The organism is Brevundimonas sp., assembly GCF_018608325.1.
Taxonomy (GTDB): domain Bacteria; phylum Pseudomonadota; class Alphaproteobacteria; order Caulobacterales; family Caulobacteraceae; genus Brevundimonas.
The window spans coordinates 1-12,951 of record NZ_JABAZW010000137.1 but is presented as its reverse complement, the minus strand read 5'-3'; the positions used below and the strand labels follow the sequence as shown (position 1 = coordinate 12,951).

The following is a 12,951-nucleotide window of genomic DNA, read 5'->3' as shown; positions in this document are numbered from 1 at the left end:
TTTCGGCATCGGCATGAACACCGACCACACGCTGGAAGAAGTCGGCCAGCAGTTCTCGGTGACGCGCGAACGGATCCGTCAGATCGAGGCCAAGGCGCTTCGCAAGCTGAAGCACCCGTCGCGGTCGCGCAAACTGCGGTCCTTCCTGGACAGCTGAGGCCGAACGGTCTGAAACGAATGAAGGGCGGCTTCGACGGGGCCGCCCTTTTTCTATGGGTGCGGCTCGGCGCCGCCCTTTCACCGCCACGGAATCAGTTAGGCTGGCGCCCATGATCCAGGCCGTGCGATCCCGATGGCCGCGAGCGGTGCTGCTCGTGGCGCTGGCTGTCCTGACGGGGTGCGGGCGTGTCGCGCCGCCGCCGACCACGACCAGTCCCAGCCGCCCCAGCCGTTATGAAGCCCCGCTGGTCGGCGCCCTGATCGACCAGCGCGTCACCGACCAGACCCGTGCGGCCGTGATCCGCGAGGGCGCCAGCTATGGCCAGTGTCTGGCGCAGCTCAATGCGTCTCGCGTCACCTTCAACCCGGTGCCGAACCGCACCAACTCGGCGGTCTGCGGCCTGACAGAGGGCGGGGTGCTGGGGCCGGACATGGGCACGGTGGCGCGGATGGCGCCCAGCGATGTCGAGATGACCTGCCAGACGGCCCTGGCGCTCAGCATCTGGCGACGTCAGGTGGTGGAGCCTGCGGCCCGCGAAATCCTGGGCTCCGACGTGGTGCAGATCGACCATTTCGGCGCCTATGCCTGTCGCAATGTGAACAATGGCGGGGTCAGCAACCGCGTCAGCGCCCACGCCCAGGCGGCGGCGTTCGATTTCTCAGGCGTGCGTCTGCGCGACGGGCGCCGGATCACGGTCCTGGCCGATTGGAACGGCAATGGACCGGGCGGCGCGGCAGGCGGGCGGTTCATGCGCCGTATCCGGGATGACGCCTGCCGCATCTTCGGCACGACCCTCAGCCCCGACTATAACGCCGTCCACCGCGACCACCTGCATCTGGAAGCCACGAACACCCAGTTCTGCCGCTGAAGCTCAGCCGTCGATCAGGGTTTCAAAGCCGCCGAAGATCATGCGCTTGCCGTCAAACGGCATCTCCGCTCCGGCAAGACGTTCGTCCTGCATCATCTTCTCCCAGGCGGCGTCGCGGGTCGCCTTGTCGGGCCAGGTGATCCAGCCGACGGCGACCGTCTCGCCATCCTTCAGCGCCACGGCGCGGCGGAAGTCGGTCTGCTTGCCTTCCGGCACGTCCTCGCCCCAGGTCTCGGTGACCTTCAGCGCGCCATTCTCCTTGAAGACGATGGTGCTGGTGCGGGAGTGCTCCAGATAGGCGGCCTTGTTCTCGGTCGGCACGGCGATGACGGTGATGTCGAGGAAGCTCATGGTCGTTTCCTTTTCCAGTATGGGATCGTTCAGCGATCCGCTTGTTCGGCCAATGCGGCCAGTTGATCGGCGACCGCGCCCCAGCCCTGGACGAAACCCATCGCCTTATGGGTCTCCATCGCCTTCTCCTCCCAGTGTCGGGCGGTGGAGGTGTAGCGCGTGCCGCCTGCCTCAGCCTCGAAGGTGTCGATGCGGACGAAGTTCAGGTCGCCCGCCTGCGGAACCCAGCCCTCGGTCATGGCGCCGGTCGAAACCAGTTTGCGTCCCGGTTCGATCTCGAGAAACACCCCGGAATAGGGATGCTGCTCGCCCTCCGGCGATTGCAGAACCACATTGGCCCGACCGCCGACGCGCAGATCCCAGTCGACCACAGGCGTCGTCCAGGGTTTGGGGCAGAACCATTCGCCGGTGCGTTCGACGAAGATCCGCCAGACGGTTTCGGGCGAGGCCTTGATCAGGCGGCTGACGCTGAGTTCGTAAAGATCGGACATGGATCAGGCCTTCGTCTGGGCGGCGTCGGCGGCGGCGTCGAGGGCGGCGATGTCGATCTTCTTCATCGTCATCATGGCCTCGAAGGCGGCGCGGGTGCGGGCGGGGTCAGGGTCGTCGTAGAAGGCCAGCAGACGACGCGGAGTGATCTGCCAGTTGACGCCCCAGCGGTCCTTGCACCAGCCGCAGTCGCTTTCCTTGCCGCCGTTTCCGACAATGGCGTCCCACAGGCGGTCGGTCTCGGCCTGATCATCGGTCACGATGACGAAGGACACGGCCTCGGTATGGGGAAAAATCGGCCCGCCGTTCAGGCCCAGATAGCGGCGCCCGGCCAGGGTGAACTCCACCAGCAGTTCGGCGCCCGCAGGCGCGGAGGGATTGTCGGCAGGGCTGGCGACCACGCGGTCGATCCGGCTGTCTGGCAGGCCCAGCGAAATATAGAACTCCGCCGCCAGCCGCGCCTGTCCCAGATCGTACCAGAGGCAGGGAATGATCTTGTCGGTCATCGCATCATCTCCTTTTGATTCTGTGGGAGGGCAGTTCAGTGTCCGTCTGCCTGGGCGGCGAAGGCTTCGGGCCCGGCGGCGACGGCGGCGGGGTCCATCCACATCGGCTCCCAGATATGGCCGTCGGGGTCGGCATAGCCGCGCCCGTACATGAAGCCGTGATCCTGGATCGGATTGGGGTCGATCAGGCCGCCAGCCGCGCCCGCCTTGGCGACGACCGCGTCGACCGCCTCGCGGCTGTCGCAGGAGTAGCAAAGCGACATCTGGGCCGAGACATGGGCGTCGGGAATCTGGCGATCCGTAAAGGTCCTCCATTTGTCGTGGGTCAGGATCATGACGTGGATCACGTCCGATATGACCATACAGGCGCCGGTGTCGTCGCTGAACATCGGGTTCCTGGTCGCGCCGACGGCTTCGTAGAATGCGATGGAGCGGGCGAGGTCGGTGACGGGCAGGTTGATGAAAATCATCGGAGGCACGGCGGTTCTCCTCTGCTTGGATTTGCGAAACCTGCGCTGACTGATTACCATAGTCAACTATGAAGTTAGAAAAGATAACCGAAAAATCAGGGCGCAGATATCACGACGCCTGTGGGGCAGCCCACGGCCTTGATCTGGTGGGGGAACGCTGGGCGCTGCTTGTGGTTCGCGAACTGATGATGGGGCCGCGTCGGTTCGGTGATCTGAAGAAGGATTTGTGCGGGATTTCGGCCAATGTCCTGACCCAGCGGCTGGAGGGGTTGGAGACGTCGGGCATCTTGCGTCGTCGCAAACTTCCGCCGCCTGCCTCGGTTCAGGTCTATGAACTGACGGACTGGGGCTATGAGCTTGAGCCGGTCTTCATGGTGCTGGGGCGCTGGGCGGCGCGGTCGCCGCAGCATGACCCGACCCTGCCGATCAGCGCCGTCTCCATCATGCAGTCCTTCATGACCATGTTCGACGCCACGCTCGCAGGCGATGCGGATATGACGCTGGGCTTCGTCTTCGGCGACGAAGCGTTTCGCGTGACGGTGCGTGACGGGGTGCTGAAGGCGCGGCGCGACGCCGTTGATGACGCTGACGTGGTGGTGACGACGGCTCCGCAGGTCACGGCGGCGGCGGTGTACGGCAAGGCGCCGCTGGCGGTTCTGGAGGCCGAGGATGCGCTGGCGATCAGCGGCGACCGTGCCGTGTTTGAACACTACATCAGCTTCTTCAACCTGCCGGAAAAGGCAGGCGGTTAGGAGGCCTGATCAGCGCGCCGTCGCGCCGACCGGCATGGGCTGCAGGTCCAGCAGGGCGAACAGGCGGGCGTCTTCGTCTTCTTCGGGGTTGGGGGTGGTCAGCAGCTTGCCGCCGACAAAGATGGAGTTGGCCCCTGCCAGGAAGCACAGGGCCTGCATTTCCGGGGTCATGGTCTCGCGTCCGGCCGACAGGCGCACCATGGCGCGCGGGCAGACCAGACGGGCGACGGCGACGGTGCGGACGAATTCGATCGGATCAATCTCGCCCGCCTTCAGCACCCGCTCGCCCAGCGGGGTGCCGGTCACCGGGACCAGGGCGTTGACCGGCAGGCTGTCGGGATGAGCGGGTAGGGTGGCCAGCGCGTGCAGCAGGCCCGCACGGTCACGACGCGCCTCGCCCATGCCAACGATGCCGCCGCAGCAGGTGTTCATGCCTGCGTCGCGCACATGCTCCAGCGTATCCAGACGGTCCTGATAGGTGCGGGTGGTGACGACCTCGGCATAGTATTCGGGGCCGGTGTCGAGGTTGTGGTTGTAATAGTCCAGACCCGCTTCCTTCAACTGGCGCGCCTGATCGGCGGTCAACATGCCCAGGGTGGCGCAGGTCTCCAGACCCAGGGCCTTCACGCCCGAGATCATTTTGGCCAGACGCGGGGTGTCGCGGTCCTTCAGTTCACGCCAGGCGGCGCCCATGCAGAAACGGCTGGCCCCGCCTGCCTTGGCGGCGGCGGCCTCGGCGATGACGACGTCCGCGTCCAGAAGCTTCTCGGCCTTCAGCCCGGTCTGGAAACTGGACGACTGCGAGCAGTAGCCGCAGTTCTCGGCGCAGCCGCCTGTTTTGATCGACAAAAGCTGCGACTTCTGGATCTGGCTGGGATCGAACCAAGCGCGGTGGACGGATGCGGCCTCGAACACCAGTTCCATGAAGGGGCGGGCGAACAGGGCCTCGACCTCCTCCAGCGTCCAGTCGTGGCGCGGCTGCGCCATATTGGTGCGGGTGGTCAGGGTGCGGGACAGATCATCGGCCATGTCCGCAAATTAGCAGCCGTCCAACTTGCCGCAAAGCTGGGACTTGAAGACGGTGTTACCTGAGCTGGAGCCTGTCGGGCGAGTTCAGTGCGGTATGGGCTGGAACACCCGCACATAGTCGACTTCCATCGTCTGGGGCAGGGCGTCGTCGTCTATGCCCTGGGCGCCGCCCCAGTCGCCGCCGACGGCGATGTTCAGGATCAGGCGGAACGGCTTGTCGAACGGCCATGTCTCGGGCGCGCCCGCGCCGTCGTTGGCGAAGCTGTAATAGGGCTGGTCGTCGACCATGAAGGTCACCGCCTCGGGCCACCACTGGACCTGATAGCGATGGAAACTCTGGCAGGCGTCGTCGATCTGGATCGAGCCGCCACGTTCTGTCTTGTTGATGTGGTTATAGGCCTGGGTGTGGACTGTGCCGTGGACCGCGCCCGGCGCATGGCCGACATGTTCCATGATGTCGATCTCGCCGCCCAGCGGCCAGCCCGACGGCTGGACCGGCAACATCCAGATGGCCGGCCATGTGCCGCGCCCGCACGGCAGTTTGGCGCGCACCTCGATCAGGCCATAGGTCCAGCCGGGAGCGGTGCTGAGCAGACGTGCGGAGGTATAGGTCTGGCCACCCCAGTCGGGCGCATCCGCCAGTGTCTCGCGTCGCGCGGTCAGGACCAGTCGGCCATTCTCGACGTGGGCGTTCTCGGGCCGTGCGACGGCGTAATACTGGGCCTCGTTATTGTGCCAGCCCTCGCGGTTGCGGCTGGCGTCATAGGTCCAGCGCGAAGGGTCGGGCAGGCCGTCGTGATCGAACTCGTCCGCCCAGACCAGAACATGACCCGCAGGCGTCGGCGTCGCGGCCGCTTCGCCTGTCAGCATCAAACCCGCCAACAGTCCCATCATCATCGCCGATCCCCCTCAACAACGGCCAAAGGGATAGGGCAGGGCGACGGCGGCGGCAAACCGGCGACATGTCGCGCCGGGGGCGGTCGATCAGGCCAGCATGTCCAACAGGACGCCGGTCATGTCATCGGCGGTCTTCACCACGGCGGCGTTGGCGCTGAAGGCGGTCTTGGCCTGAATTCGTTCGACCATTTCCTCGGCCAGATTGTCCAGCGGGGCCTGCGCCGTGCGGTGTGCGCTGTTGTCGAAGCGCGTCTGGGCGTCCAGCATTCCGGCGGCGGCGATGGGCAGGGCCTGCATGGCTATGCTCGGGTCAAGGTTCGGTTCAGTCGCAAAAGTGCGCTTTTCAGGTCAACATCGCCTGAAGGAACAGGGTGAACGGCGTTTTCCGCCCCGCTTAGGCCTTTATCCGTGTATAGGGCGCTTCTCATTCGCCCGGCCTGAGGTCTGTCCTCGGCCGGGCGCGGTCGTTTCGGCGCCCGCCTTGTCCGTTGTCCCAGGTATCCGATGCCCTTTCCCGCCGTCCACCCCGCGCTCGACCGCGCCCTCATCAACAAGGGCTATGCCGAGCCGACCCCCGTTCAGGCCGCAGTTCTGGAAGGCGAGCACGCCGAGCGCGATATGCTGGTCTCGGCCCAGACCGGTTCGGGCAAGACGGTGGCCTTTGGTCTGGCCGCTGCGCCGACCCTGTTGGGCGACAAGCCCATCTTCGGCCCCGGCGGCGCGCCGCTGTGCCTGGCCATCGCCCCGACCCGCGAACTGGCCATGCAGGTCGCGTCCGAGCTTCAGTGGCTGTACGCCGACTCCGGCGCCAAGATCGCCACCTGCGTCGGCGGCATGGATGCGCGTCGCGAAGCCCGCGCTCTGGGCTTTGGCGTCCACATCGTCGTCGGCACGCCGGGCCGCCTGAAGGACCACATCGACCGGGGCAACCTGGACCTGTCGGAACTGAAGGTCGCCGTCCTGGACGAAGCCGACGAGATGCTGGACATGGGCTTCCGCGAGGATCTGGAGTTCATTCTGGACCAGGCCCCGGCCGAACGCCGCACCCTGCTGTTCTCGGCGACCATCGCCCGCGATATCGCCACCCTGGCCAAGCGCTACCAGAAGGACGCGGTCCGCATCGACGCGACCGACAAGACGCGCCAGCACGCCGACATCGAATACCGCGCCTATCGCATTGCGCCCAACGAGATCGAGCACGCGGTGGTCAACACCCTGCGCTGGTTCGAGGCGCCGCGCGCCATGGTCTTCTGCTCGACGCGCGACAGCGTGCGCCACCTGCAATCCTCGCTGCTGGAGCGCGGCTTCTCGACCGTGTCGCTGTCGGGCGAAATGGGCCAACGCGAACGCACCGATGCGCTGCAGTCGCTGCGTGACGGCCGGGCCCGCGTCTGCGTCGCCACCGACGTCGCCGCACGCGGTCTGGACCTGCCGGACCTGGGTCTGGTCATCCACGCCGAACTGCCGATGAACCGCGCAGGCCTGCTGCACCGTTCGGGCCGTACGGGCCGTGCGGGCAAGAAGGGCGTCTCCGTGATGCTGGTGCCGCACTCGCGTCGTCGCAAGGCCGAGCGCCTGATGGACGAAGCGGGCGTTGACGCTGTCTGGTCTGGCGCGCCGACCTTCGACGAAATCCGCAAGGCCGATGAAGGCCGTCTGCTGTCGCCAGAGTTCTTCGAGGCCGACGTCACCGACGAGGACATGATCGTCGCCAAGCGCATGATCGCCGAGCGCACGCCCGACGAGATCGCGGCGGCCCTGGTCCGTCTGCTGCGCAAGGAACAGCCCGCGCCGGAAGAACTGTCCGATCCGGGCGCTGACCGTGGCCCCGCAAAGCGCGACCGCATGGTCCGCAATGACGACGGCACGGCGGCTCAGCCCTGGCCGGGTGAGCGTCTGGGCGCAGACGACGTGGTCTGGTTCCGCATGGATGTGGGCCGCAACAAGAACGCCGACCCCAAGTGGCTGATCCCGCTGATCTGCCGCGTCGGCGGCATCTCCAAGCCCCAGATCGGCGCCATCCGCACCTTCCCGGACGAGACCCGCTTCGAAATCGCCAAGACGCACGAGAAGGCGTTCCGCGACGCCGTCGCCGCTGCGAACGACGAAGTGAAGATCACGCCTTCGGAAGCCCCCACGCCGGGTTCGATGAAGGCCGGTCGTTTCGCGGGCAAGCCGCGTCGTGAAGACGGCGACCGTCCGTTCAAGAAGACCCCGTACAAGCGCGCCGACGCTCGCCCGCCGTTCAAGAAGAAGCCCTGGGCGCCCAAGGCGGCTGAAGGCGGCAAGCCTTCCGGCGACAAACCCTTCGCCAAGAAGCCCTTCAAGCCCAAGCCGGGCTTCAAGGGCGGCAAGTCCAAGTCGAACGGTTGATTTTCAAAACCCCTCCTTCGCACACGCGGGGGAGGGGTTCTTGCAACCGGCCGCATACCGGCGCAACCTCACGGCATGACCAGTCCGTCCGCGCCAGAGGGTCGGTTCGCTTCGTTCGAGGCCTTCTACCCCTATTACATCCACGAGCATTCCAACCGGACATGCCGCCGCATCCATGTGGTCGGGACGTCGCTGGTGATCGCGGCCTTCGTGGCCTTGCTTGTGACGCGGAACCCGTGGTGGCTGTTGGCCATGCCTCTGGTCGGATACGGCTTCGCCTGGGTGGGGCATTTCTTCTTCGAAAAGAACCGGCCCGCGACCTTCAAATACCCGCTGTGGAGCTTGATGGGCGATTTCCGCCTTTTCTTTGAAACCATAACCGGCAAGCGCCGTTTCTGACGCCGACGAACAGCTGTGCTTCGGCCCTGCACGGCGTCGCAAAACGGGGTATGGTCGCCTGCGACCGAGGGTCGCAATCGGAGGACCATCTATGAAGACTATCGCCATCGTGACAGCGGCGGCCATGCTGCTGACGCCGGGGGTGAGCCTGGCTCAGAAAAGCGGCGGGCGTCCCGACGCCTCGCTTGAGCCGAACTACGGAACCGTGAACCTGCGCACCGGGTTCACGCCGGATCCCTACACCAAGGAGATGCTGGCAGGAGGCTCCGTTCAGGCGTCTTCGGTCAAGTCGGGCTGTGAAGGCCTGGTCAGCGCCGCGCCCGACTTGCAGGTGAATTACCGCGCGGGTTCGTCGGATCTGACGTTCAAGCTGACGGCGTCGGAAGACACTACCCTGCTGATCAGCAGCCCCAACGGGCGCTGGTTCTGCGACGACGATTCCGGCGGCGACCTTGATCCGCTGATCACGATCAGCAGCCCGGCCAGCGGTCGCTACAACATCTGGGTCGGCACCTATAACGACAGCATGGTCCAATCTACCCTGATGGTCACCGAACTGGGCGCGGATTCGCTCACCAGCTCCAGTGACGATGGCGACGGCCCGGACATCGATCTGACGCCCAACTATGGCTCGGTGAACCTGCGTGCAGGCTTCACGCCGGATCCCTACACCAAACAGATCCTGGCGGGCGGCTCCATCCCGGCGTCGCGCGCCAAGTCCGGCTGTGTCGGCAATGTCAGCGCTGCGCCGGACTTCCAGGTCTTTTATGACCGTGCAGGCGATGCGGACCTGACGTTCAAGAACATCTCCAACGACGACACCACTCTGCTGGTCAATACGCCGAACGGCCGCTTCTACTGCGATGACGATTCTGCCGGTGATCTGAACCCCAAGGTGACCATCACCAATCCTCAGAACGGCCGCTATGACATCTGGGTCGGCACCTACGGCGACCAGATGGTTCAGTCGACGCTGCAGGTCACCGAACTGGACGACTGATCCGGTTCACTGCGACTGCAATTGAAGGCGCCGGCGACCTTGCGGTCGCCGGCGTTCTGCATTCTGGAAGGTGCGCGGTTCAGCGCGAGGCGTTTTCCCAGGCCGGGGGGCATCCGTCGAAGGTGCCTGCATCGGCGATGGTCAGGGTGCGCATGTTCAGACGTTGAGCCTGGGCCATCGATCCGCGGCCGTGGCCGGTGAACAGGTCGATCTTCTCGCCCTTGATCGAGCCGCCGGTGTCGGAGGCGTACCAGTATCCGTCATGGATCGAACCATCGGCGAGGCGAAGGCCGACCGTCTCACGGATGAACAGCTTGGTGCGGCGGGGAATGATGCGGGGGTCGGTCGCGACCGTGCGCATGGCCACCGGACGGCAGCCCAGGGAATCATTGCCGGAAGCCCCGCCGCCGCCTGCATGATAGAGGCGCGCTGAGGCGGTCCAGTCGGGATCGCCGTCCATCAGTTCGGCCTGTTCTTCGTTCAACGCCAGATCGCCCGTCGAGGGCGAAACTGTGGAACCGACGTCAGCTGCAGGGGTTTCAACCCTGAACCCATCCGCCGCAACAGCGACATTGTAGGGCACTGGTCCACTCGTAACTGAGGACAAGGCAGCCCAAAACATGGCGAAGGCAGCGGTGGCGCCGATCATACGTCTGGCTCGCGGAGACACTGGCTCCCAACGCTGCCAGCGCCGGTTTTGTCGCGTTAACTTGTGGCCAGAAATGGGCGCAGCTTGGCCGTATGGCTTGCTGTCAGTGGTGCTTGTGGCCTAGTCGCTTGATTGCAAAGCGATGTTTTTTGGACTCAAGCGGCCTCTGAACGGCGGGATTCCGCCTCGCGCACGGCCTCCACGGCCCGATCCACCACCTCAATCCCAGCATTTGGACCGATCGATTCCACCGTCAGGATGCGGCGGAAGGCCCGCGCGCCGGGACGGCCGTGCATCAGGCCCAGCATGTGCCGCGCCATGGCGGGCAGGGCGACGCCCTCCGCCAGTCGCGCGACCAGATAGGGGCGATAGCGTTCGATAGCGCCATAGGCGTCCACGTCCTCGACCGCGTCTCCATAGAGGCGACGGTCCGCCTGCCCCAGCAGGGCCGGTTCGTGATAGGCGGCGCGGCCCAGCATCACCCCGTCCAACTGCACCCCGTCGGCGTTGTCCAGATGGGCCTCGGCCTCGTCCAGCGAGCCGATGCCGCCGTTGATGGAGATGCTGAGGTGCGGTCGCTCGCGCTTAAGGCGGCGCACCAGCCCATAGTCCAGCGGCGGCACGTCCCGGTTCTCCTTGGGCGACAGGCCCTTCAGCCAGGCCTTGCGGGCGTGGATGATGAAGGTGTCGACCCCTGCGGCCGCGCTGGCGTCCACTGTGGCGAACAGGCTGGTCGCCGGGTCCTGGTCATCGACGCCGATCCGGCATTTGACCGTAGCGGGGATGTCGACCGCCTCGATGATGGCGGCCATGCAGTCGGCCACCAACTCCGGCTCGCGCATCAGGCAGGCGCCGAACTTGCCCGACTGCACCCGGTCGGACGGACAGCCGACATTCAGATTGATCTCGTCATAGCCATAGGCCGCGCCGATCCGCGCCGCCTCGGCCAACTGCGCCGGATCCGATCCGCCCAACTGCAGCGCCACCGGATGCTCGACCGCATCAAAACCCAGCAGCCGATCCCGGTCGCCATGCACCACCGCCGGCGCCGTCACCATCTCCGTATAGAGCAAGGCCCGCGACGACAGCGCCCGATGAAACGCCCGACAATGCCTGTCGGTCCAGTCCATCATCGGGGCTACGGATAGTCTACACGCTTGATTTAAAAGCATTTTTCTGTAAGTTCAGGCGGTTGGCTGACGATGTTGGCCGACGGTTTTACGCGCTTTTTCGACGGTTTTCGCCCCTCTACGAAATCTCTCTGCACCCTTTTTGCACCCAAATCATGGCTTCGATCCGCAAGCAGAAATCAGGTCGATGGCGCGTCGCCTGGCAATACCCATGACGCAAGTCGTGAGATTCGCGATCGCGACCGCGATGCGGCTCGAGGAAATCTTCAGCGTAACAGGGTGACTATCATCCACGGACATGTATGCTGACGATCCGGAATCGGAAAGACCCTCGCAACAAGGATGGGAACGATCAGCGTATCCCGCTCCTAGGCTCAGGACTCGTAGCCAGAAGAGTACGGTAGCGGCCAGGGCAATGGCGGAGAGGAAGACGTTCGGGCATCGATCATAGCGAGTGGCGACGCGCCGCCAGTCTTTCAGGCGCCCGAACATGATCTCGATGCGATTCCGCAGCTTGTAGCGACGCTTGTCATGCCGGATGGGCTGGTTGCGGGTTTTGCGGCCTGGGATGCAGGGCGTGATCCCCTTGGCCTTGCAAGGCGTCCCGGAACCCGTCCGCGTCATAGCCCCTGTCGCCCAACAACCATTGCGCCTTGGACAGGCCGTCCATCATCCGTACGAAGACGCCCGCCTCGCTCCGCCGCTTCCAGCGATTGTAGAGGGTCTTGTGAGGCCCATACGCCGTCGGCGCGTCACGCCAACGCAGACCGTTGCGGGTGACGGAAATAATTCTGCTCAGCACCCGCCGATCATCCATCCTCGGTTTGCCGTGGCTCTTGGGAAAATAGGGCTCCGCCGAGCCATCTGCTCGTCCATCAGCCAATAAAGGTCACTCATATCCAGACTCCTCGGGGCCTGAAACAGATCGAGCGCCTCACATCAATGGGGCCTGAGCCTAAGGTCACGCTTGGAACCGAATGGCGCTTTGGGGCTTCACGATACATGCGGTGAGATGACCGCTCTCCCCGAACCTCACCTCGAAGATAAGGTCCAATCCCATGACTGACGAACAGATCAACGGCGCCGCCTCGCAGGTGCAGGGCAAGGCGCAGAAGGCTTTTGGCAAACTGGTCGGTGATCAGAAGCTGGAAGTCGAAGGCGCCTATAATGACGCCAAGGGCAAGTCGCTGGAGCAGTTCGGCAAGGCGATGGACGCCGTTGACCGTCTGGTTGAGAAGGCGCCGGAAAACTATCGTCCCAAGGCGCGCGAAGTCGCCGCCGCTGCCCGTGACAAGCCGCTGCTGACGACCCTGTCGGTCGCCGGCGTCGGCTTGCTTCTGGCTGGCATCGTTTCGCGCGGCCTTCGTCGCCGCTGAAGCGGACCTAGTGGCGGCCTGAGAAGGTCGCCACGGCGTCCAGCGCCGCCTCCATCGTTCCGTCGATGACCGTCAACCGCTCGGGCTTGTCGCCCAGGGCGGCGATGACGTTTGCGGGTTCGGGATCAAAGCCCAGCACGTCCGAGACGAAGGCGCCGAACTTGGACGGATGGGCCGTCGACAGGGCGACGACGGGGCCGTTCGAGCGGTCCTGACGACGCGCGGCTGCAATGGCCACCGCCGTATGCGGGCAGATGACCCGGCCCCAGGTCTTGTAGGCGTGGGCGATCTCGGCGCGGGTTTCGTCCTCGTCGATGGAGACGGCGGAGACCTCGGACCGCAGCGCGGCCAGCAGGTCCGCATCGAAGGTCACAGTCCCCTCGCTGGCGAAAGTTTCGAACAGGGTCCGCGTGGCGTCGGCGTCACGGCCGGTGGCCTCGAACACCAGACGTTCGAAGTTGGACGGCGCCTGCACATCCATCGATACGCTGCCGCTCTCAAC

The 12,951-nt window shown here is 65.1% G+C and carries 16 protein-coding genes and 2 pseudogenes; 7 read left to right on the top strand and 11 right to left on the bottom strand.

Annotation, left to right across the window (positions count from 1 at the left end):
• On the top strand, positions 1 to 157 hold a 157-nt coding region (locus QZ281_RS13540), incomplete at its 5' end, for a sigma factor-like helix-turn-helix DNA-binding protein (RefSeq protein WP_292229195.1).
• Positions 158 to 269: 112 nt separating this feature from the next.
• Positions 270 to 1,028, top strand: coding sequence for an extensin family protein (locus QZ281_RS13535; RefSeq protein WP_292229189.1), 759 nt, complete (start codon positions 270 to 272; stop codon positions 1,026 to 1,028).
• A gap of 3 nt (positions 1,029 to 1,031) precedes the next feature.
• Here the strand turns inward: QZ281_RS13535 and QZ281_RS13530 are convergent, their stop codons facing one another.
• Genes QZ281_RS13530 through QZ281_RS13515 form a run of 4 tightly spaced genes read right to left on the bottom strand, consistent with a single transcriptional unit; the run spans position 1,032 to position 2,844 of the window.
• The gene (locus tag QZ281_RS13530) at positions 1,032 to 1,379 is read right to left on the bottom strand and encodes a DUF1428 domain-containing protein (RefSeq protein ID WP_292229187.1); all 348 of its coding nucleotides are present in this window, start codon (positions 1,377 to 1,379) and stop codon (positions 1,032 to 1,034) included.
• Positions 1,380 to 1,408: 29 nt separating this feature from the next.
• The gene (locus tag QZ281_RS13525) at positions 1,409 to 1,870 is read right to left on the bottom strand and encodes an SRPBCC family protein (RefSeq protein WP_292229185.1); all 462 of its coding nucleotides are present in this window, start codon (positions 1,868 to 1,870) and stop codon (positions 1,409 to 1,411) included.
• A 3-nt stretch (positions 1,871 to 1,873) separates the two neighbouring features.
• Positions 1,874 to 2,374 (bottom strand): VOC family protein, encoded by a 501-nt coding sequence (locus QZ281_RS13520; protein ID WP_292229183.1) that lies wholly within the window; start codon positions 2,372 to 2,374, stop codon positions 1,874 to 1,876.
• 35 nt (positions 2,375 to 2,409) lie between these two features.
• Positions 2,410 to 2,844 (bottom strand): VOC family protein, encoded by a 435-nt coding sequence (locus QZ281_RS13515; RefSeq protein WP_292229193.1) that lies wholly within the window; start codon positions 2,842 to 2,844, stop codon positions 2,410 to 2,412.
• A gap of 68 nt (positions 2,845 to 2,912) precedes the next feature.
• Here QZ281_RS13515 and QZ281_RS13510 point away from each other — a divergent pair, with 68 nt between their 5' ends.
• Positions 2,913 to 3,596, top strand: a complete 684-nt coding sequence (locus QZ281_RS13510) for a winged helix-turn-helix transcriptional regulator (protein WP_292229181.1) — start codon at positions 2,913 to 2,915, stop codon at positions 3,594 to 3,596.
• Between the two features lie 9 nt (positions 3,597 to 3,605).
• Here the strand turns inward: QZ281_RS13510 and bioB are convergent, their stop codons facing one another.
• From bioB to QZ281_RS13495, 3 genes are all read right to left on the bottom strand, one after another.
• Positions 3,606 to 4,583 carry a biotin synthase BioB gene (gene bioB / locus QZ281_RS13505; protein WP_292229191.1) on the bottom strand — a complete coding sequence of 326 codons (978 nt, stop codon included), beginning with the start codon at positions 4,581 to 4,583 and terminating at the stop codon, positions 3,606 to 3,608.
• Positions 4,584 to 4,709: 126 nt separating this feature from the next.
• The gene (locus QZ281_RS13500; protein ID WP_292229179.1) at positions 4,710 to 5,522 is read right to left on the bottom strand and encodes a glycoside hydrolase family 16 protein; all 813 of its coding nucleotides are present in this window, start codon (positions 5,520 to 5,522) and stop codon (positions 4,710 to 4,712) included.
• Positions 5,523 to 5,609: 87 nt separating this feature from the next.
• Positions 5,610 to 5,819 (bottom strand): flagellar basal body rod C-terminal domain-containing protein, encoded by a 210-nt coding sequence (locus QZ281_RS13495; RefSeq protein ID WP_292229178.1) that lies wholly within the window; start codon positions 5,817 to 5,819, stop codon positions 5,610 to 5,612.
• Positions 5,820 to 6,026: 207 nt separating this feature from the next.
• On the opposite strand from QZ281_RS13495, the gene QZ281_RS13490 reads away from it, so the two are divergent.
• The 3 genes from QZ281_RS13490 to QZ281_RS13480 all read left to right on the top strand — a co-directional run bounded on the left by QZ281_RS13490 (position 6,027) and on the right by QZ281_RS13480 (position 9,294).
• The gene (locus QZ281_RS13490; protein ID WP_292229176.1) at positions 6,027 to 7,895 is read left to right on the top strand and encodes a DEAD/DEAH box helicase; all 1,869 of its coding nucleotides are present in this window, start codon (positions 6,027 to 6,029) and stop codon (positions 7,893 to 7,895) included.
• A 75-nt stretch (positions 7,896 to 7,970) separates the two neighbouring features.
• Positions 7,971 to 8,294, top strand: coding sequence for an Mpo1-like protein (locus QZ281_RS13485; protein ID WP_292229174.1), 324 nt, complete (start codon positions 7,971 to 7,973; stop codon positions 8,292 to 8,294).
• 91 nt (positions 8,295 to 8,385) lie between these two features.
• Positions 8,386 to 9,294: a hypothetical protein gene (locus tag QZ281_RS13480; protein ID WP_292229171.1), complete on the top strand. Its 909-nt coding sequence runs from the start codon at positions 8,386 to 8,388 to the stop codon at positions 9,292 to 9,294.
• Between the two features lie 79 nt (positions 9,295 to 9,373).
• On the opposite strand, the gene QZ281_RS13475 is transcribed toward QZ281_RS13480, so the two are convergent.
• From QZ281_RS13475 to QZ281_RS13465, 3 genes and pseudogenes are all read right to left on the bottom strand, one after another.
• Positions 9,374 to 9,877, bottom strand: a complete 504-nt coding sequence (locus QZ281_RS13475) for a 3D domain-containing protein (protein ID WP_292229170.1) — start codon at positions 9,875 to 9,877, stop codon at positions 9,374 to 9,376.
• 221 nt (positions 9,878 to 10,098) lie between these two features.
• Positions 10,099 to 11,115, bottom strand: coding sequence for a tRNA dihydrouridine(20/20a) synthase DusA (gene dusA / locus QZ281_RS13470; RefSeq protein WP_292229169.1), 1,017 nt, complete (start codon positions 11,113 to 11,115; stop codon positions 10,099 to 10,101).
• Between the two features lie 342 nt (positions 11,116 to 11,457).
• A pseudogene (locus QZ281_RS13465) lies at positions 11,458 to 11,970 on the bottom strand (transposase); the annotation flags it as partial.
• A gap of 161 nt (positions 11,971 to 12,131) precedes the next feature.
• Here QZ281_RS13465 and QZ281_RS13460 point away from each other — a divergent pair.
• Positions 12,132 to 12,449 carry a CsbD family protein gene (locus tag QZ281_RS13460; protein ID WP_292229167.1) on the top strand — a complete coding sequence of 106 codons (318 nt, stop codon included), beginning with the start codon at positions 12,132 to 12,134 and terminating at the stop codon, positions 12,447 to 12,449.
• A 7-nt stretch (positions 12,450 to 12,456) separates the two neighbouring features.
• Here QZ281_RS13460 and QZ281_RS13455 read toward each other — a convergent pair.
• Positions 12,457 to 12,951: pseudogene (locus QZ281_RS13455) on the bottom strand (threonine synthase); the annotation flags it as partial.